General features: G+C 63.8%; 15 protein-coding genes and 1 pseudogene. 11 read left to right on the top strand and 5 right to left on the bottom strand.

Going from position 1 to position 18,474, the window contains the following annotated elements:
- Positions 1–235: pseudogene (locus tag AC1DT7_RS23710) on the top strand (hypothetical protein); the annotation flags it as partial.
- A gap of 43 nt (positions 236–278) precedes the next feature.
- Here the strand turns inward: AC1DT7_RS23710 and AC1DT7_RS23705 are convergent.
- Together AC1DT7_RS23705 and AC1DT7_RS23700 are read right to left on the bottom strand one after the other, a co-directional pair.
- Positions 279–668: a cupredoxin domain-containing protein gene (locus tag AC1DT7_RS23705; RefSeq protein ID WP_478038723.1), complete on the bottom strand. Its 390-nt coding sequence runs from the start codon at positions 666–668 to the stop codon at positions 279–281.
- A gap of 217 nt (positions 669–885) precedes the next feature.
- Positions 886–1,224, bottom strand: coding sequence for a hypothetical protein (locus tag AC1DT7_RS23700; RefSeq protein WP_478038722.1), 339 nt, complete (start codon positions 1,222–1,224; stop codon positions 886–888).
- Positions 1,225–1,603: 379 nt separating this feature from the next.
- Here AC1DT7_RS23700 and AC1DT7_RS23695 point away from each other — a divergent pair, with 379 nt between their 5' ends.
- The 3 genes from AC1DT7_RS23695 to AC1DT7_RS23685 all read left to right on the top strand — a co-directional run bounded on the left by AC1DT7_RS23695 (position 1,604) and on the right by AC1DT7_RS23685 (position 6,769).
- Positions 1,604–5,824, top strand: coding sequence for an RHS repeat domain-containing protein (locus AC1DT7_RS23695; RefSeq protein WP_478038720.1), 4,221 nt, complete (start codon positions 1,604–1,606; stop codon positions 5,822–5,824).
- Between the two features lie 8 nt (positions 5,825–5,832).
- Positions 5,833–6,303 carry a hypothetical protein gene (locus AC1DT7_RS23690; RefSeq protein WP_478038718.1) on the top strand — a complete coding sequence of 157 codons (471 nt, stop codon included), beginning with the start codon at positions 5,833–5,835 and terminating at the stop codon, positions 6,301–6,303.
- A 106-nt stretch (positions 6,304–6,409) separates the two neighbouring features.
- A complete protein-coding gene (locus tag AC1DT7_RS23685) occupies positions 6,410–6,769 on the top strand; it encodes a TrbC/VirB2 family protein (RefSeq protein ID WP_478038717.1) in 360 nt (119 codons plus the stop codon).
- 531 nt (positions 6,770–7,300) lie between these two features.
- Here the strand turns inward: AC1DT7_RS23685 and tpiA are convergent.
- Complete coding sequence (tpiA, locus tag AC1DT7_RS23680; protein ID WP_478038716.1) at positions 7,301–8,050, bottom strand: triose-phosphate isomerase; 750 nt, start codon at positions 8,048–8,050, stop codon at positions 7,301–7,303.
- A 136-nt stretch (positions 8,051–8,186) separates the two neighbouring features.
- On the opposite strand from tpiA, the gene AC1DT7_RS23675 reads away from it, so the two are divergent.
- On the top strand, positions 8,187–10,133 hold the full coding sequence (locus AC1DT7_RS23675; protein ID WP_478038714.1) for a peptidylprolyl isomerase: 1,947 nt from the start codon (positions 8,187–8,189) through the stop codon (positions 10,131–10,133).
- Positions 10,134–10,221: 88 nt separating this feature from the next.
- Positions 10,222–11,673, top strand: coding sequence for an anthranilate synthase component I (gene trpE, locus AC1DT7_RS23670; RefSeq protein WP_478038725.1), 1,452 nt, complete (start codon positions 10,222–10,224; stop codon positions 11,671–11,673).
- Positions 11,674–11,772: 99 nt separating this feature from the next.
- On the opposite strand, the gene AC1DT7_RS23665 is transcribed toward trpE, so the two are convergent.
- Positions 11,773–12,180: a hypothetical protein gene (locus AC1DT7_RS23665; RefSeq protein ID WP_478038713.1), complete on the bottom strand. Its 408-nt coding sequence runs from the start codon at positions 12,178–12,180 to the stop codon at positions 11,773–11,775.
- A gap of 282 nt (positions 12,181–12,462) precedes the next feature.
- On the opposite strand from AC1DT7_RS23665, the gene AC1DT7_RS23660 reads away from it, so the two are divergent.
- The 4 genes from AC1DT7_RS23660 to moaC all read left to right on the top strand — a co-directional run bounded on the left by AC1DT7_RS23660 (position 12,463) and on the right by moaC (position 15,611).
- Positions 12,463–13,047 carry an anthranilate synthase component II gene (locus AC1DT7_RS23660; RefSeq protein ID WP_478038711.1) on the top strand — a complete coding sequence of 195 codons (585 nt, stop codon included), beginning with the start codon at positions 12,463–12,465 and terminating at the stop codon, positions 13,045–13,047.
- A gap of 139 nt (positions 13,048–13,186) precedes the next feature.
- Complete coding sequence (trpD, locus tag AC1DT7_RS23655) at positions 13,187–14,182, top strand: anthranilate phosphoribosyltransferase (RefSeq protein WP_478038710.1); 996 nt, start codon at positions 13,187–13,189, stop codon at positions 14,180–14,182.
- Positions 14,179–14,964: an indole-3-glycerol phosphate synthase TrpC gene (gene trpC / locus AC1DT7_RS23650; RefSeq protein WP_478038709.1), complete on the top strand. Its 786-nt coding sequence runs from the start codon at positions 14,179–14,181 to the stop codon at positions 14,962–14,964. The genes trpD and trpC overlap by 4 nt, the downstream gene beginning before the upstream one ends.
- Before the next feature lie 179 nt (positions 14,965–15,143).
- Positions 15,144–15,611 carry a cyclic pyranopterin monophosphate synthase MoaC gene (gene moaC, locus AC1DT7_RS23645; protein ID WP_478038707.1) on the top strand — a complete coding sequence of 156 codons (468 nt, stop codon included), beginning with the start codon at positions 15,144–15,146 and terminating at the stop codon, positions 15,609–15,611.
- Positions 15,612–15,676: 65 nt separating this feature from the next.
- Here moaC and AC1DT7_RS23640 read toward each other — a convergent pair whose 3' ends face one another.
- The gene (locus AC1DT7_RS23640; RefSeq protein ID WP_478038705.1) at positions 15,677–17,980 is read right to left on the bottom strand and encodes a TonB-dependent receptor; all 2,304 of its coding nucleotides are present in this window, start codon (positions 17,978–17,980) and stop codon (positions 15,677–15,679) included.
- A 311-nt stretch (positions 17,981–18,291) separates the two neighbouring features.
- On the opposite strand from AC1DT7_RS23640, the gene AC1DT7_RS23635 reads away from it, so the two are divergent.
- The coding region (locus AC1DT7_RS23635) for a hypothetical protein (RefSeq protein WP_478038375.1) at positions 18,292–18,474 on the top strand (183 nt) is incomplete at its 3' end.

The raw sequence follows: 18,474 nt of genomic DNA, 5'->3' as shown, positions 1-18,474 counted from the left end.
TCTGTTCGATCCCGGTGATGAACCCGCTATGGCCAAGGTCAACGCCGCGCTCGAAGGCAAGACCGACAAGCAGAAAAACCCTCACCCACCAGGCTCGCTCGCGTTCGCCTCGTGGATCTGCGCGCGCCTCGGCGGCTGGACCGGCTATTATGGAAAACCCGGACCCGTCGTCATACTCGAAGGCCTCTTACGCCTTCAGACGATGCTACAAGGATACGCACTATACCATGTGTGAATCTCGTAGGGCCTTCGCCGGGGAACAGGGAATTACGTCCCCTTTACTGAACCACGATCTTCCCGGTCATCCCGAAGGTCGAGTGCATGAAATGCGTGCAATGCACCTCATAGGTCCCGGCCGCAGGTGCGGTAAGGTGCACATCCGCGGATTGCCCACCACCAAGCTCGATCTTGCCCTTGGCGATCGCGGTGCGATCCCCCGGCGCGACGGTCGCCGCATCGAAGAACGCCTTCGCCTCGAAATCATGCCCACCCTTCGCCTGGTTGACGATGTGAAGCACATAAGGCTGGCCATGCTGCAGCGTGATGGCATCTGGGCTGATCTTGAAGTTGGACAGGTCGATCTCGACGGCGGGTGGCGTGCCCTGAGCAGGCGCCTGCGCCCCGACCAGCGCCAGCAGCGCAACAGCCGAAAAAACGAACGATTTCATGTGACGACTCCGAAACGACACCCCTGTCACGCCCTGAATAGGGGAGCGCTGTCGGGCCGGTCCATCATATCTTGGTTTGTGGGCTCATCGGAATACAAGAGGGCGGGCCAGCGCGCCCACCTTGCGATGAGCGGCCATTTTGCATCATTCCAGCTCCGATCTCAGTGCGGCAAGGACGGGGAGAAGACGGTAGTCGGACAGCAAGGGATGACGGCGGTCAGTTCGTAGCCACCATGGCCGCCACAATGATGGTAGCTCCATCACTATCGCAACTTGCCGCATAGAGCTGAACCGGCTTCTTTTGTGCGGCAGCGGTTATGATGACGCTGGCGATGACCTGATAGTTCGCAGCCGTTTGCTGGAGCCGAAACATTCCACTCCAGGAGCATGGAACCGGGTTACCGGCCGACGGTACATAGAGATCGAGACCATATTCGCGCGGGTTGAGCGTCCCAATAACAGCCGCACTGGTGTACGCACCGGCAATGGCGGACTGCGGCAGCATGGCCAGCGGCAAAAGGGTCAGGGTCTTCAGCGTCGAACTCAGTCTTGTCACGATTACCCCCTCGTCGTCTCACTGGCCGGGTGCATAAACGACCGTCAGTGCATTCCGCATCGGCTAGGCAAAGGTCGGATGCTACTCGGTATCTTTGTTTAAAATGGTTGAAACAACAAGGGTATATCGAAATGATGATCACTAATTCCCATAACAATCACCAATGTGGCGCGATATCCGGATTTGCTTTGATCGCGACGCAAAGCCTCCGCTAGACCGGGTCGGCACTTCCCTAACMGGGTCGATGACCAAGATTCGCGGGGTTTTGATACGCCGGAGAGAGTAAGCGGGTGCCGGCGTCACTGCGTCCGGCCGTCCGATACCTTACCGCGTGAAGTCCAAGCTCCCGCAGATCGTTGAAAAAGAGCGAGGGGGTTTCGTGAGGTCTTGGATTCCAGCCCTGTTGGCGTTGTTCGGCGTGTGCCTTGCCGCTCCCGCGACGGCGCAGGCGCTCGCCAGCGCACCGCCCGTCCGCAGCGCGATCGATGCCAACGGTGTCGATATCCTGCGCGGCAAATATATGGCGATTGCAACCGATCTCTCCATCGGCCCCGACGATCATCATGGGCTGCGCAACACGCGACAATGGATCGCCGGGTGGCGGATCGCGCTGGTGCCGCGCATCTTGGGCGACGGCTATAACGTTATCGTCACCTTCAACGGCAAGTCGGCCGGCTTCACCTGGAACACGTCGACAAACCAATATGACTCCAACGATATCGACGGCTCCAGCCTCAACGCGACGCGGACGGTCTATACCGCGAGCGACGGCACGATCATCAATTTCAACGCTGAATCCAATTATTATGACAAGGGATATCCCTGGGCGCTCGGTTCAAGCGTCGTTTATCCCGACGGGACGAAGCTGACCTATCAATATGAACGCTTCAGCGGCTGCATATCCGGCTGTACCTATTATCCCGCCGCGACCCGCCTCCTCTCGATAAAGTCGAGCACGGGCTATCAGCTTTTCTACACCTATCAGCAGACGGAGCTTCATCGCTATGGGCTTCCCCAGCCGCGGGACGACGTGCGCTGGCTGATCCTGACCCGGGTCACCGCGCTCAATCTCGCCTGCACTGCGAACTGTGCGACCCGCTATGTCGATTATTCCTATACCGATCCCGGCTACGACGTGCCCAAGGCTCTGTCCACGGTCACCGATGCTGCGGGGAAAGTGACGACATACAGCTATTCGGGTGAATTGTCGGGCATCAGGCTCCCCGGGTTCAGCACCGACAACTTCACCATCAACTATGCCCCATCGAGCTTCGCCGTCGCCTCCGTCACCCGAGGTCCATTGACCTGGACCTATGGCCAAACCAGTTCGACCGGCAGCGTCACAGATCCGGCCGGAAGCACTCGCACCATCACCTTCGACAGCACATATCGAAGCACCAAGGACGAAACCAAGGACAGTGCTGCCAGCATTCTCGAATCCACCAGCTTCGATTATTGCGTCTCGGGCGACGCCAACTGCCCGCCGGGACTGTTGAAGACGGTGACGGCGCGGGAGGGCAATGCCGCGAAGTTCGGATATGATGCGCGCGGCAACATCATAGAGACGCACCTGATCGCGAAACCGGGACCGGTCGTGGCGGATATCGTGACATCAGCCACCTATCCGGCCAGTTGCACCAATGCGAAGATCTGCAACAAGCCGACATCGACCACCGATGCCCTTCTCGCCACGACGAACTATAGCTGGAACACGAACAATGGCGCGCTGGACAGCGTCACGAGCCCGGTGGTCACGGTGGCGGCGGGCAGCGTTTCGCCCCAGACGCGCTACACCTACGCCCAGGTCCAGGCCTATGATGCGTCAAGCCAGCCGATCGATCAGCCGGTCTGGATGCTGACCAAGGTGTCGAGCTGCAGCAGCACGGCAAGCTGCGACAACACCGCCGACGAGACCCGCACGACGATCACCTATCCAACCGCGGGATCGCCCAGCAACCTCATGCCCGTCAGCGTCACCCAGGCCGCGGGCAACGGCTCGGTTTCGAGCACGACAAGCTACAGCTACGATTCCGACGGCGACGTCGCCACGATCGACGGTCCGCTTGCCGGCGCCGTCGACGTGTCGCGGCGGATCTACGATATCGATCGCCGCGTGATTGCGGCGATCGGCCCGGATCCGGACGGGAGCGGGCCGCTGAAGCCCGTCGCCCAGCGCTTCACCTATGCCGGCGACGGACAAGTGACGGTCGCCGAAACCGGCAACGTGCCGAGCCAGGCGACCGACATGTCCGGGTTTGTTGGACAGCAGTCAGTCCAGACCGGTTTTGACAGCTATAGCCGCAAGACGAAGGACACGCTGTTCGCCGGCACCGCGGCACAGGCGGTCACCGAATATAGTTACGATACGGCTGGACGGCTGCTCTGCTCGGCCGTGCGCATGAACTCGATTCAACCCGACGTCTGCACGCCCCAAACGACCGCGGCGGCCGGCCCGGACCGCGTGACTCGGTGGACCTATGACGGCGCCGGCCGGCCGCTTTCCGTCGTATCGGGATATGGCACCAGCGCGGCCGCGACCGAATCCACGACCTATACCCAGAACGGAAAGGTCCAGACGGTCACTGACGCGAAGGGCAATAGGACGACCTACAGCTATGACCGCTTCGATCGACCATCCAAGGTCGCCTATCCAAGCAAAACCGCCGCGGGAATCAGTTCTGACACCGACTATGAATCGCCCACCTATGATGCCAACGGCAACGTCACGACGGCGCGACTGCGGGACGGGCAGACGATCGGCCTGACCTATGACAGCCTCAACCGGCTCACCTCCAAGAATCTGCCCGGCAGTGAGCCGGACGTCGCCTACAGCTACGACCTTCAGGGCCGGATGACCGGCGCGAGCCAATCGGGCAGCGCACTGACCTTCACCTATGATGCGCTGGGGCAGAACCTCACTCAGGTCGGTCCGCAGGGTACGGTGACCAGCTATTACGACGCGGCCGGCCGCCGGACCAAGATCACTTATCCCGGCACGGGCCTCGATGTGAATTACGAATATCTGCCGACCGGACAGATCAACAAGATCAACGCGAACGGGGCGACGTCCGGCACTGGCCTGTTGGCAACCTACACCTATGACGATCTCGGGTTCAGGACGAACATCGCCTTCGGCAACGGCACTGGCCAGGGCTCGACGCCGGACATGCTGTCGCGCTTGTTGACCCTGACTCAGAACCTAGCTGGCACGGCAAGCGATGTGACGCTCGGCTACAGCTACAATCCGGCGGGCCAGATCAGTTCGGTCACGCGATCGAACGACGCTTATGCCTGGACGAGCCCGGCCAACCTCAGCCGGCCCTATACGACCAACGGGCTCAACCAATATGCGTCAGTCAACGGCACGACCTTCGGCTATGACGATCGCGGCAACCTGACGAGCGACGGCAGCAACAGCTATGGCTATAGCTCCGAGAACTACCTGCTGACCGCACCATCCTCGACGAGCCTCGCCTATGATGCAGGGGGGCGGCTGGCTCAGATCGCCAATGCAAGCGGCACTACCCGCTTCGCCTATGACGGCCAGGCGCTGATCGCCGAATATGACGCCTCGAATGCACTGCTGCGCCGCTATGTCCACGCACCGGGCGTGGACGAGCCGATCGTCTGGTATGAAGGGTCAGGCACGGCGAGCCCGCGCTGGCTGCACACCGACGAACGTGGCAGCGTGATCGCGGTGAGCGATGCCGCGGGCGCGATGCTGGGTATCAATTCCTACGACGAATATGGGATTCCGGCCTCGACCAACATCGGGCGGTTCCAATATACCGGCCAGACCTGGCTACCGCAGCTCGGCATGTATTATTACAAAGCGAGAATGTACTCGACGACACTCGGACGGTTCATGCAGTCGGACCCGATCGGTTATGGCGACGGGTTGAATATGTACGCCTATGCCGGGAACGATCCGATCAACAAAATCGATCCGAGTGGGCTTGGGGGCACGCCACCTAACAATTCGGGTCAAAATTCGGTTCTGAGCGATGATATTGTCGTAGCCGGATGCCTTAGCGGACATTTTTTCTTTGGTGCATGCCTGCCGGTTGGCGACTGGGTGGCGAGCCAGATCAACGACGCGATGCGTGGCTATTGGCTACAAACAGCTATGGCGCCTCCGCAAGCTTCGGCGCCCGTCGGAACTGGGGGATCGGCGCCGCAAAGTGAGAAGAAACTCTCGCAGTGCATGATCGGTTTCCTTGGCTCGCAGGGCTACAACACCAAAGGGCTTGGAGATGTCACCTTCTATAATGGTAGTCTGACAGCTCAGTCCGTTTACAACACGATGGGGAACCCGGCGATTACGATCGGAAACAGCATACATGTTGCGTCGTCGGCCTGGGGTCGGATCAGCAGCCCCTCGGGAGGAGCCACTTACTTCGAAGAAATCGTCCACACTCGCCAATATAAGAGTTGGGGAATGGTTGGGTTCGGGGCGGCATACGGGGTTGCCTCGGGCATGGGTAAATACAATACGGGAGATGCTCATAATAATCCCGTTGAGAACCAAGCTATCGCAATGTCCAACCAACTTTTGCGCGCTTACAACAACCTGCCAGCGAGCAAAAAATGTTCGGACTAAGAACCGTAATGGTTATTGCGGTCGCCATTGGGCTGAGCGGCTGCAACAGAGAACCTATTTGTGGCGCAGCGGTAGGCGAGAAGAGTCCATCGACCTTGCCTGAGCTGCTGAAGGCACACGACGGCGAGGTCCGCGAGCATGGCAAGGACATATGCTATATCAAGCCAATCGGGGCCTTTGGACGCCAAGGGGTCCTGGCATCATTACAGCATGTAGCCGAAACGGGTGGTTCGGTGTCGTCCTACAACAACACCGAACTGGTGTTGGGTGTGGCCGAGGAAGCGCGGACGAAAACCGGCTATGACATCTGTAAGGATGCGCCAACATTGAACCGCATGTCGGCGATGGCAAAAGCAGCAGACGCGCCTGCTTATCAGGAGACCATCCACGCCGATCTCGTGGCCGGTGTGTGCAAGGCCGTCCAGAACCCCAATGAGGCGAGCAATGAATCTCAAGGCAATTTAACGGAAGCAAGATAATGAGCGAGCTTATTCACCTTGATGTGAATTATAGTGATAAATTTACTCGGCAGAGGTGGACGACCAATTCATGGCGAGACGCGAAAGCCAATGGAGAATGCGGTAGATGCCGATCGTAAATCAGGGATCTGACGCCCTGGCACTCGCGGTAGGGTGGCTGCAGCAGGCTCTTCTGGGCTCGCTCGCGACCGCGATCGCGGTCATCGCCGTTGCGTCGGTTGGTTTTCTGGCGCTGTCGGGGCGGGTCGATCTGCGTCGCGGCGTGACCGTCATCCTGGGCTGCTTCATCCTGTTCGGCGCCCCCGGCATCGTCGCCGGATTGCAGACCGCGATAGCGAGCGGGGCGGACGGAACGACGCGGCGCGCGACACCACCCCCACCCCCTGCCTTCCAGCCGCCGCCGCGACAGCCAACCGAGGCGCGGCCGTATGACCCTTACGCCGGCGCTGCGGTGCCGGTGCAGTAAAGCCGCCGCATCATCCTGGAATCATGGCCGCCCACGCGTCTTTACGTGGCGAACGACAACAGGCCGATCCCGCGCCACAGACCGGGTCGAGCCAGTTCCAGCCCATCGAAATACGATCGATTCAGCGACACCCTGTCACCCGCTATGCTGCCCATCCGCCGGACCGAACAAACCGCGACGGGCCCTCACGCAGCACCAAGAACAGGCAAGAAGACAGTCATGTCGCAATGTAAAGGCCGAACGTCTCGCGATACCCCTCGCATAAATCGGCAAATAGATCGCCGATTTTCGGAAGACGCCATCCGCCTCGCCGGCGGAGCTATACCTGCTCTCATCCCGGCCTCCGGACTCTATTGGGAGCGTCCGGCGCAGGCGCCAAATAGCGCTCGATTCACCCCTCCTCCAAGGTGCCTCTCAAAAATCGCGCTATTCTATCCGACAGCAAGTACCGCGGTGAAATCTTTACTTGCGAATAGTTGGAAGGGCCCACGGCCAAGCCAACAGGGCCCGCTCAAGCACGACCGGGGCCCCTCACCCCAGCGCCGCGCCCGCCTCCACGATCGGCACGAACTTCGCTGCGGTAAGGCTCGCCCCGCCGACCAGCGCGCCGTCGACATCGCCTGCCGCGAGCAGTTCGGCCGCATTGTCGCCGGTCACCGACCCGCCATACAGGATCCGCACCGCATCGGCTTCGGCACCAATCAGCGAGCGCAGCCGCGCCCGGATCGCACCGTGCATCGCGGCGACGTCGTCCACGGTCGGCGTGCGCCCGGTGCCGATCGCCCAGACCGGCTCATAGGCGATCGACAGCCATCCGGCCGCCGCGCCCTCGGGCAGCGATGCCGTGAGCTGCCCGGTCACCACCTCTTCGGCCCGGCCCGCATCGCGCTCGTCCAGCGTCTCGCCGACGCACAGGATCGCGGTCAGCCCGCCACGGCGCAGTGCCTCGGCCTTGGCCTTCACCTCAGCGTCGGTCTCATGGCAGTCGGCACGGCGCTCGCTATGGCCGATGATCGAGAAGACAGCCCCCGCATCCTTCACCAACGCGACCGAGATGCAGCCGGTATGCGCGCCCTTGTCGGCCGGGTGTACGTCCTGCGCGCCGATCGCGAGGCCCGGCACGCGCGCCGCCGCGGCGGCGATCAGGGTCGCCGGCACCGCGATCGCAACGTCGACGCCCGGTGCCGCGACGGCCGCCGCGGTGATGCCGTCCAGCTCGGCCAGCGCCGCCAGGCTGCCGTTCATCTTCCAGTTCCCTGCAATCAGCCTGCGTCGTGCCAAAGCCGCGTCTCCCTCTTTTTCCCGCCCGCCGATAGCGCGGCCTCAGAATCGCACAAGCTTGAAGGAGCGGGTCGCTCCCCGTAAAGCGTCGCTGTTCGCCCTTTTTCGGCCTCTATCAGATCGGCTCTTCTCGACCATGCTCAGTCTCATCCGCCGCGCCGTCAATTCGAAGGTGGGTGTCTTCATCACCCTCGGCGTGCTCGCCGTGATTGCCGTGACGTTCGGCATGGGCGACATCACCGGCCTGGGCGGCGGGACGCGCGTATCCAGCGATTCGGTCGTGAAGGTCGGCGGCACGCAGATCAGCGAGATCGACCTGCGCGAGCGCGTTCAGAACCAGCTCGACGGTGCCCGCCGTGATCAGCCGACGCTCGACATGGTCCAGTTCGTCAACCAGGGCGGCGTCGATTCGACGCTCGAGGGCACGATCAACACCCTGGCGCTGACCGAGTTCGCGAAAGACCAGGGCCTCGTCGCCTCGAAGCGCCTGATCGACGGCCGGATCGCCAGCCTGCCCGCGGTCCAGGGCATCGATGGCAAGTTCAGCCAGTCGGCCTATGAGCAGTTCCTCGGCCGCGCCCGCCTCAGCGACAAGCAGCTCCGCAGCGAGATCCTCAACGATACGCTGACGCAGCAAATACTCGTGCCGACCTCGGGCGCGTCGCAGGTTCCGGTGAAGGTCGCGATGCCCTTCGCCTCGCTGCTGCTCGAAAAGCGCGACGGCAGCGTCGGCTTTATCCCGACCGCCGCCATGGGCAAGGGCACGCCGCCCACCGATGCCGAGCTCGCGACCTTCTACAAGCGCAACATCGCGCGCTACACCGTGCCGGAACGTCGTGTAGTTCGCTATGCCACCGTGACGATGGACAGCATCAAGGCGACCGCCATCCCCACCGATGCCGAGATCGCCAAGGGCTATGCCAACCTGCAAAAGGCGAAGTTCCAGGCGACCGAAAAGCGCGACATCGTCCAGGTGATCGTGCCCGATCAGGCAGCGGCCAATGCGCTCGTCGCCAAGGCCAAGGCGGGCTCGCTCGAAGACGCCGTCCGCGCCGCCGGGCTCGAGCCCAACACGCTGAAGGGCGTCGAGAAGCCTGCCTACACCACCGCCAATTCCACCGAGATCGCCAACGCCGCCTTCGCCGCCGCGAAGGGCACGGTGCTCGGGCCGTTCCGTACCCCGCTCGGCTTCACCGTGCTGCGCGTCGACGGAATCGACAAGATCGAGGCCAAGTCGCTAGAACAGGCCCGGCCGGAACTGCTCACCCAGCTTGGCGCCGAAAAGGCCGCCGTCGCGATGCAGGCGAAACGCGATGCGATCGACAATGCGATCGGCAGCAACGCGACCTTCGACGAGATCGTCGCAGACCAGAAACTGACCGCCGCGAACACCCCGCCGCTCACCTCGGCCGGCGTCAACCCGGACGATGCGGCCTCCAAGCCGGACCCCGCCTTCGCCCAGGCGCTCGTCGCCGCCTTCGCCGCCGAGCAGGGTGACGACCCGCAGCTGGTGCCGCTCGGCCAGGACGGCAGCTTCGCGATCGTTTCGCTCGCCCGCATCGTCCCGGCCGCGCCGCGCACGCTCGCCCAGATCCGCGACAAGGTCGCCGAGGACTTCGTCACCGACCGGGCGCAGCGCGCCGCGCGTCAGGCGGCCGTCGATGTCGTCGCACGCGTCGCCAAGGGCATGCCGCTCGCCCAGTCGATTGCCGAGACCAAATTGGGCATCCGCCCGCCCGAGACGGTTCCGCCCATCGCGCGCGGCCAGGTCGAGGCGGCGCGCGGTCAGGTGCCGCCTGCCATCACGATGATGTTCAGCATGACCGAGAAGCAGGCGCGCATGATCGAGGCGCCCAACAAAGCCGGCTGGTACGTCATCTATCTGAACCATATCGAACGCGGCAACGCGGCCGGCCAGAAGCCTGTGATCGACCGCGCCCGCGCCCAGATCGGCCAGACGCTTGGCCGCGAATATATCCAGCAGTTCACCGAGGCGGTGCGCCGCTCGGTCGGCGTGAAGAAGAACGACAAGGCGATCGGCGTCGTGCGGGCTGCGCTCGTCGGCCAGGGCGGTTCCAATTAAGGCTGGGACGGCCGGGAATGCCCCCGGAAACGCCGCTGCGAACGCTGATGCCGCCGTCTCCGCCCTCCAGGGCGGACGGCCGGCCCTCATATGGCGTCGCCAGATCGCCGACACCGAGACCCCGGTCGCCGCTGCGCTCAAGCTGATCGAGCCGGGGCGCGGCGACTTCCTGCTCGAATCGGTCGAAGGCGGTGCGACGCGCGGGCGCCACAGCCTGATCGGCCTCGCGCCCGATCTGCTGTTCCGCGCGGCAGGCGCCCGCGCCGAGATCAACCGTCACTGGCTAACCGACAAGGCAGCATTCGAGCCCTGCGCGGCACCGACGCTCGACGCGCTCCGCGCGCTCGTCGCCACCTGCCGCATGGACGTGCCGACCGAGCTTCCGCCCGCGCTCGCCTGCCTGGTAGGCTATTTCGGTTATGAGACGGTCGGGCTGGTCGAAAAGCTCGATCGACCGGCGAACGATCCGCTCGGCCTGCCCGACATGATGTTCGTTCGTCCGACGGTGGTGCTGATCTTCGACCGATTGGCCGATGCGCTGTTCCTCGTCGCCCCGGTCTGGCCAGACGCGTCACGCGACCCCGCGGAGATCGTCGCCGAGGCACAGGACCGGATCGACGCCGTCGCCGCCCGCCTCGCCACTGCCCCGCTGCCCGCGCCGGTGCGCGCAGTCGATACGGCGGAGATCGCCCTCACCCCGGTGCTGCCCGAGGGCCGCTATGGCGAGATGGTCGCGCGCGCCAAGGACTATATCGTCGCCGGCGACATCTTCCAGGTCGTGCTCGCCCAGCGCTTCACCGCGCCCTTCACGCTGCCGGCGTTCGAGCTCTATCGCGCACTCCGCCGGATCAACCCTTCACCCTTCCTCTATCATCTCGACCTGCCAGGCTTCGCGCTGACGGGGTCGAGCCCCGAGATCCTGGTGCGGGTGCGCGACGGGGAGGTCACCATCCGCCCGATCGCCGGCACCCGCCCGCGCGGCAAGACGGCGGCGGAGGACGAGGTCAACCGCCAGAGCCTGCTTGCCGACCCCAAGGAGCGCGCTGAACATCTGATGCTGCTCGACCTGGGCCGCAACGATGTCGGCCGCGTTGCCGAGGCGGGTACGGTCAAGGTGACGGCGAGCTACACCACCGAACTCTACAGCCATGTCATGCACATCGTGTCGAACGTGGTCGGCCGGCTCGACAAAAGCCATGACGCGCTCGACGCGCTGTTCGCCGGCTTCCCCGCGGGCACCGTCAGCGGCGCGCCCAAGGTGCGCGCCTGCGGCGTGATCGCGGAACTGGAGCAGGAAGTGCGCGGCGCCTATGCCGGCGGCGTGGGCTATTTCTCGCCCGACGGGTCGATGGACAGCTGCATCGTGCTGCGCACCGCGGTGGTGAAGGACGGAGTCATGCACGTCCAGGCCGGCGCCGGCATCGTCGCCGACAGCGATCCGGCCTATGAGCAGCGCGAATGCGAGGCCAAGGCAGGCGCCTTGCTTGCCGCTGCCCGCGAAGCAGTCGCACGGGCCAGCGAAGCAGGCTTCGGGCAATAGCAGGGCGAAAGGGATATGGGACAATTGCTGTCCCATATCCTTTCGCCATATCATCGATTCAACGTGTCGGGGTCGACCGCTATCTCGCGGCCGATGAGATCAGGGAATCACGCTCTCCTGGCGCTTCTTCTCGGCACGCTCCGCGGCAAATTGCTGATTCATCCGCAGCGCGCAGCCGGTCTGGCCGCCCGAACCTACCGGCGAGCAGGTATCGGGCAAGCCGCCTGCTTCGCGTCCAATCTCGTCCATCGTCGCCGCGCGGTTGACCCAGCTGTTGGTCGCGGCGCTCTTCTTGGTTTCGCGCAACGCCTTGGGAATCCGGTACGGCTCCTCCAGCGTGCTGCACACCACGACCTCGCCGTCCACAGGCTTTGGGCAGGACTCGGCGCCGGTCAGCGTCACGTTGCGGATTCGCTGCGGTGGCTTGCCGGTTTCGGCCTGCTGGTCCTGCGCACTCGCCACACCGGGGAGCAGGAACAGGGCGGCGATGGCGAGGGTACGAAACATAAGGGCGACCTCCTGGGCGGTATCAACGTCCGCGACTGGCGATTGCTCCACCCTGAATGGAGCGATTATCAGCCATTATCTAGGTGCGATAATGGCATGGCGCCATGGTGCGCAGCCCATATCTAAGTAGGATGCGAAGGAAAATTCCTGGCCCATCGGTGCGGTACATCCAACTTTGACAAGCGTATCGCGGTGGTTGGTACCGATGACAAGACGAAAGCATCGCTTCCGCGTGATCGGGCCGATTGTGGTTGCACGGCAAAAGCGTTAGCGCCCACGCCCATGATCCTCGTCATCGACAATTACGACAGCTTCACCTGGAACCTGGTCCATTACCTGATGGAGCTCGGCGCCGAGGTGAAGGTCGTGCGCAACGATTCCCTCACCGCGCGCGAGGCGATCGAGAGCAACGCGCAGGGCTTCCTGATCTCGCCCGGCCCCTGCACACCGAACGAGGCGGGTATCAGCCTCGATCTCGTCGCGGCGTGCGCCCAGGCGGAAAAGCCGCTGCTCGGTGTCTGCCTCGGCCATCAGGCGATCGGCCAGCATTTCGGCGGCCAGGTGGTGCGCGGCGGGCTGATGCACGGCAAGACCTCGCCGGTCACGCATGACGGCACCGGCCTGTTCGAGGGCCTGCCCTCGCCCTTCACCGCGACCCGCTATCATTCGCTGATCGTCCAGGACATTCCCGCCGACCTGATCGTCAACGCGACCGCGGACGATGGATCCGTGATGGGTTTCCGCCACGCAACGCTGCCGATCCACGGCGTACAGTTCCACCCGGAAAGCATCGCGACCGAGCATGGCCATGCGCTGCTGGCCAATTTCGTGCGGCTCGCCGGCATCGATGTGAAGGCGCTGGCGTGACAGCTGAGCCTTCTTCTTCCCCCCTCCCGTTTACGGGAGGGGTCGGGGGTGGGCTCGCGCTCACCAAAATCGTTTCCGTTTGTGGCCAGCCGGGCGCCCACCCCCAGCCCCTCCCGCAAGCGGGAGGGGAGCCAGAAAAATGACCACCCTCACCCTCCTCCCCGATCCCTCCACCCCGCTCTCCCACGAAAGCGCGGCGCAGGCGTTCGCCGACATCCTCGACGCGAAGACCTCGGAAGAGGCCATCGCCGAATTCCTCATCGCGCTCAGCGACCGGGGCGAAACGAGCATCGAGATCGCCGAGGCAGCCAAGGCGCTCCGTGCTCGCCTGATCCCGATCGAGGCGCCGCACGGCGCGATCGACGTGTGCGGTACCGGCGGCGACGGGCACCACACGCTCAATGTCTCGACCGCCGTCTCGATCATCGTCGCCGGCTGCGGCGTGCCGGTCGCCAAGCATGGCAACCGCGCCGCATCGAGCAAGGCGGGCGCCGCCGACACGCTCGAGGCGCTCGGTCTCGACATGGAACGCGCCGGCCTCAATGCCGAGGCGAGTTTGCGCGATATCGGCATCGCCTTCCTGTTCGCGGCGAACCATCACCCGGTGATGAAGCGCATCACGCCGATCCGCCGCCATATCGGCCGGCGCACCATCTTCAACCTGATGGGACCACTCGCCAATCCGGCGCGGGTCACCCGCCAGCTCATCGGCATCGCCCGGCCGGACTATGCCGCGCCCTATGCCCAGGCCCTCGAACAGCTGGGAACCGAAGCCGCGCTGGTCGTGTCGGGCGAGGAAGGCCTGGACGAAGTTTCGGGTGCCGGCCCCACCATCGCGGTCAGCGTCGGCAGCCTCTCGATGCCCACCCGCATCGCACCCGAAGACGCCAATTTGCCGCGTCACGCCATGGCGGCGATCCGTGGCGGCGACCCCGAATACAACGCCGCGGCACTGCGCCGCCTGCTCGCCGGCGAGCATGGCGGATATCGCGATGCCGTCCTTCTCAACGCCGCCGCTGCGCTTATGGTCGCCGGCAAGGCCGCCGACCTTCCCGAAGGCGCGGACCTGGCCGCCGAAGCGATCGACTCAGGCGCGGCCCGGGCCCTGCTCGATCGCTGGATCGCTTACCCATGACCGACATTCTCGAACGAATCCTCGAAACCAAGCGCGCCGAAGTCGCCGCGCGCAAGGCGACCATGCCGCTGTCGGAACTCGACGCGCATATCGAGCGCCAGACCAAGCCGCGCGGGTTCCGCGCGGCGCTCGACGCAAAGGCGAAGACCGGCCACGCCCTGATCGCCGAGATCAAGAAGGCCAGCCCGTCAAAGGGCCTGATCCGCGCCGATTTCGATCCGCCCGCCCATGCCCGCGCCTATGAGGCCGGCGGCGCTGCCTGCCTCTCGGTGCTGACCGACGAGCCCTGGTTCCAGGGTGCCGATTCCTATCTCACCGCCGCGCGCGACGCCTGCAACCTGCCGGTGCTGCGCAAGGACTTCATGGTCGATCCATGGCAGGTCCCCGAATCCCGCGCGATCGGCGCCGATGCGATCCTGCTGATCATGTCCGCGCTCGACGACGCCCTGCTCGCCGAGATCGAGGCAAGCGCGATCGAGTGCGGCATGGACGTGCTGGTCGAAGTGCACGACGCGAAGGAGTTGGAGCGCGCGCTGAAGCTCAAGTCGCGGCTGATCGGCGTCAACAACCGCAATCTGCGCGATTTCAGCGTCGATTTCGAGAACACCTATCGCCTGATCGGCAAGGCGCCGGCCGACTGCACCTTCGTCGCAGAGAGCGGCCTCACCATCCGCGCCGATCTCGACCAGATGGCCGAACGCGGCGTTCACTGCTTCCTGATCGGCGAGGCGCTAATGCGCCAGCAGGATGTCGAGGCGGCGACACGGGCGCTGGTGGGGTAGCGAAAAGCTGGCGATTCAATCCTTCTATTTGATGCGCTAGAGTGACTCAGGACGGATCACCCCCCCACTCCGTTCAGGCTGAGCTTGTCGAAGCCCTGTTCTTCCTTCCATCGAAGAGAAGAGCAGCCCTTCGACAAGCTCAGGGCGAACGGCGGGAGCTTATGCGGGCGAAAAAGTCGATGACCAACCTTACCCATCTCGACGAAACCGGCGCCGCCCACATGGTCGACGTCTCGGGCAAGGCCATCACCGCCCGCGAAGCCAGAGCCACCGGCCGCATCGACATGTCCCCCGAAGCCGCCAGCGCGATCCGCGACGGCGCCGCGGTGAAGGGCGACGTGCTCGCCGTCGCCCGCGTCGCGGGCATCATGGCCGCCAAGCGCACCAGCGAGCTGATCCCGCTCTGCCACCCCCTGCCCCTGACCCGCGTCGCCATCGACCTGGCCGTGGACGACACCGGCGTGACCGCCACCGCCACCGCCGCGACCGAAGGCAAGACCGGCGTGGAGATGGAGGCGCTCACCGCCGTCTCGGTCACGTTGCTGACGATCTACGATATGGCCAAGGCGATCGACAAAGCCATGACGATCGGCGGCGTCCGCCTGCTGACCAAGACCGGCGGCAAATCGGGCGACTGGAAGGCCTGAAACGCATTCGGCGCCGCCGCCCAAAAAGGGGCAACGGCGCCGAACGATTGCTCAGTAAACGAGGTTTAGCGGAACTTGCCGCTCACCGAGATGCCGATGACGCGCGGTTCGTTGAACACCGCTGCCATATAATTCTCGATCACGCCCTTCAGGTTCTTCTCGTTGGTGATGTTGCGACCGAACAGCGCGACCTCATAAGCGCCACCCGGCGCGGTGTAGCCGAGCTTCACGCCGCCCTCGAAGGTGCCGTCCGAATAAAACTCCTTGGTCTTGTAGAGCACGAAGTTCGTATAGCCCTGCAGGTTCCAGTCGGTCGACGCGAAGACCTTGCCGCCATTGCCCAGCGGCACGTCGTAACGGCCGTTGAAGTTGACCGTGTATTCCGGTGCGTTCGGCAGCGGCTGGCCATCGATCTGGGCGAACACTGCGGGCTGGCCGAACACCGGCACGGTGATCGTCGGGTTCTGTACCGTGCAGACGACGACGCCGCTCAGCGCGCAGACCTGCGCATAGACGCGCTTGTCCTTGATCTCGCTGTGCAGCAGGCTGAGGCCGAGGCCGATGGCAAGGTTCGGGACCGGGTGCCAGTCGGCTTCGGCCTCAAGGCCATAGGCCTTGGCCTTGTCGGCATTGAACAGCACGCCGTTGCCGTTGGAATCATTGCCGTTCAGCTGGATATCATCGACCGTGTAGGTGAAGGCCGTCGCGTTGAAACGCAGCGTGTTGTTGAACAGGTTGCTCTTGAAGCCAGCTTCCCAGGACAGGATCGTCTCGGAATTCGCCGTGGTGAAATCCGAGTTGAACACGGCCGAACGGCCCTGAATGGTCGGCCCGCGGAAACCTCGTGCGACGCGGGCGTAGAGGCTGACGTCCGGATTGACCTGGTACAGCGCGCTGAAATCCCAGCTCGGCTGCGTGTCCTTCAGTTCGACGAAGCGGCGACCGGTATAGGTAACCGCATTGGTTGCTGTGTTGGCCGTCTTCAGCAGTTCCGTGGTCTTCTTGTCCTCGGTCACGCGGCCGCCCGCGGTGAGCGTCAGGTTCGGCAGGATCTCGTAGCTGAGCTGACCGAACGCAGCCCATGACGTGTTCACGTCATGCAGGCGCACCCAGTTGTTCGGGTTGCGCGCCGCGGTGTTGAGGAAATAGGCGCGCTGGTAGAATTCGGTAATGTCGCGCGAATCGAAATACATGCCGCCGATCTGCCATTTGAAGCGGCTGTCGCCATCGCTCGCCAGCCGCACTTCCTGGGTGAACTGGTCGAGATTGCGGAGATTGCCCTGCGACTGGCCAAAGCCGACGCCGCCGAAATTGGCCGCGGCACCGCCGTCGGTATCACCGCGGCTATAGCCCGACGTGGTTTCATAGGCGCTGATCGAGGTCAGCGTGACGCCGCCGAAATCATAGGCCGCGCGCACCGACTCGCCATAGGTCTTGTAGGCCTGCGGATTGTTCATCGCCTCATCGAACGCGACCTGGTCGCGCGGTTCGGCATCGGTGCTGTTCGAGCCCTTCTTCAGCGCGGCCCGGTGGAAGATGGTCGAGGTGCCGCTGTAGTCGCGCGCATGCGCCGAGACGTTGACCGAGAAACGATCGCCCGGCGTGAACAGCAGCTGGAGCCTGATGTCGCGCTCGTCGAAGCCGCCCATCGCGTCCTTCTGCGGAGAGACGGTGCCGTCGGCGCTGGTGCCCTTGAAAGTGTTGTCGATCCAATTGTCGCGGTGCTGGTATAGCGCCGACACGCGGAACGCGAGCAGGTCCTTGACGATCGGGCCACCCACGCCGGCATCGGCCGTGACCGTGTTGTAGCTGCCATAGGAAGCCTGGCCGCGGCCCTCGAAATCCTGGGTCGGCTTGATCGTATCGAACTTGATGATGCCCGCCGTGGTGTTCCGGCCGAACAGCGAGCCCTGCGGGCCGCGCAGCACTTCGGTCTGCGCCACGTCGAACACCGGGTTCGATTTCAGCACGACATGCTCGAGCACCACATCGTCCTGGATGATCGATACCGGCTGCGATGCGCCGAGATAGAAATCGATATTGCCCAGGCCGCGAATGTAGAAACGCGGGAAGATGCGGCCGGTCGTCGTCTCGGCATAAAGGCCGGGTACGCGGCCGGAGAGCGACAGGATGTCGTCGCCGCCGGTCTGATAGGCGCGCAACGCGTCCCCATTCACCACCGCGACCGACAGCGGCACCTTCTGCAGCGATTCGGGCCGCCGCTCCGCCGTCACGATGATATCGCTCGATGCGGTCTCCGCAGTCTCCGGCGCGGTGGCCTCCTGGGCAAAAGCCCCGGCGGAACAGAACAGCGCGCCGATGGCAGCGCCGAACAGGAGAGAAGATTTTGCGACGGTCGATCTGGACACGGGGAACCCCTAAAGAAAATATCTGAATATCATGCGCGCGGCTGGGCTCGGCACCGAGACGATCGTCACGGTCCCACACGAATCGTTATCGATTTCGTTGGACGGGCCCCACCGCTGCGGCCGGTACGCGCGAAATAAGACCATGGAATGACACTCTTGTTTCGCATCCGAAACAAGAGTGTCATGATTCAACGCACACACACCTTGTGCCAGCGTCGCGCGGTCGGGAACGTCATCGTCTCCGACCTGCTCTTTCTTGTATCTGGACATCCTCGTCGCGGCTTGATTGTCTGCGATGAGCGTCGGGGAGGGTGGCCGCCCTCCCCGGCGCGGCGGCGATGTCGCCCGTTCTTTCTCTGGCTGAACAGCCGTCACTGAGCCAGGGACCATCGCCGTTGTCACGCACGACCGAACAGTCGGTTGATTTCCCAATCGCACAGACAAGACAGGTTACCGTGATGCAGATCATTTGTGGAGTGGATGTTTCCAAGGCC

Source organism: Sphingomonas sp. P3_C6, from assembly GCF_056402595.1.
Note: the sequence above shows the minus strand (reverse complement) of the source record. Positions and strands in the feature narration are given on the sequence as shown.

Bases quoted from the DNA above. Each gene is read 5' to 3' on its own strand.
- AC1DT7_RS23660 (WP_478038711.1), top strand. From the start codon at position 12,463: ATGATCCTCGTCATCGACAATTACGACAGCTTCACCTGGAACCTGGTC.
- trpD (WP_478038710.1), top strand. From the start codon at position 13,187: ATGACCACCCTCACCCTCCTCCCCGATCCCTCCACCCCGCTCTCCCAC.
- AC1DT7_RS23685 (WP_478038717.1), top strand. From the start codon at position 6,410: ATGCCGATCGTAAATCAGGGATCTGACGCCCTGGCACTCGCGGTAGGG.
- AC1DT7_RS23690 (WP_478038718.1), top strand. From the start codon at position 5,833: ATGGTTATTGCGGTCGCCATTGGGCTGAGCGGCTGCAACAGAGAACCT.
- trpC (WP_478038709.1), top strand. From the start codon at position 14,179: ATGACCGACATTCTCGAACGAATCCTCGAAACCAAGCGCGCCGAAGTC.
- AC1DT7_RS23675 (WP_478038714.1), top strand. From the start codon at position 8,187: ATGCTCAGTCTCATCCGCCGCGCCGTCAATTCGAAGGTGGGTGTCTTC.
- moaC (WP_478038707.1), top strand. From the start codon at position 15,144: ATGACCAACCTTACCCATCTCGACGAAACCGGCGCCGCCCACATGGTC.
- AC1DT7_RS23705 (WP_478038723.1), bottom strand. From the start codon at position 668: ATGAAATCGTTCGTTTTTTCGGCTGTTGCGCTGCTGGCGCTGGTCGGG.
- AC1DT7_RS23665 (WP_478038713.1), bottom strand. From the start codon at position 12,180: ATGTTTCGTACCCTCGCCATCGCCGCCCTGTTCCTGCTCCCCGGTGTG.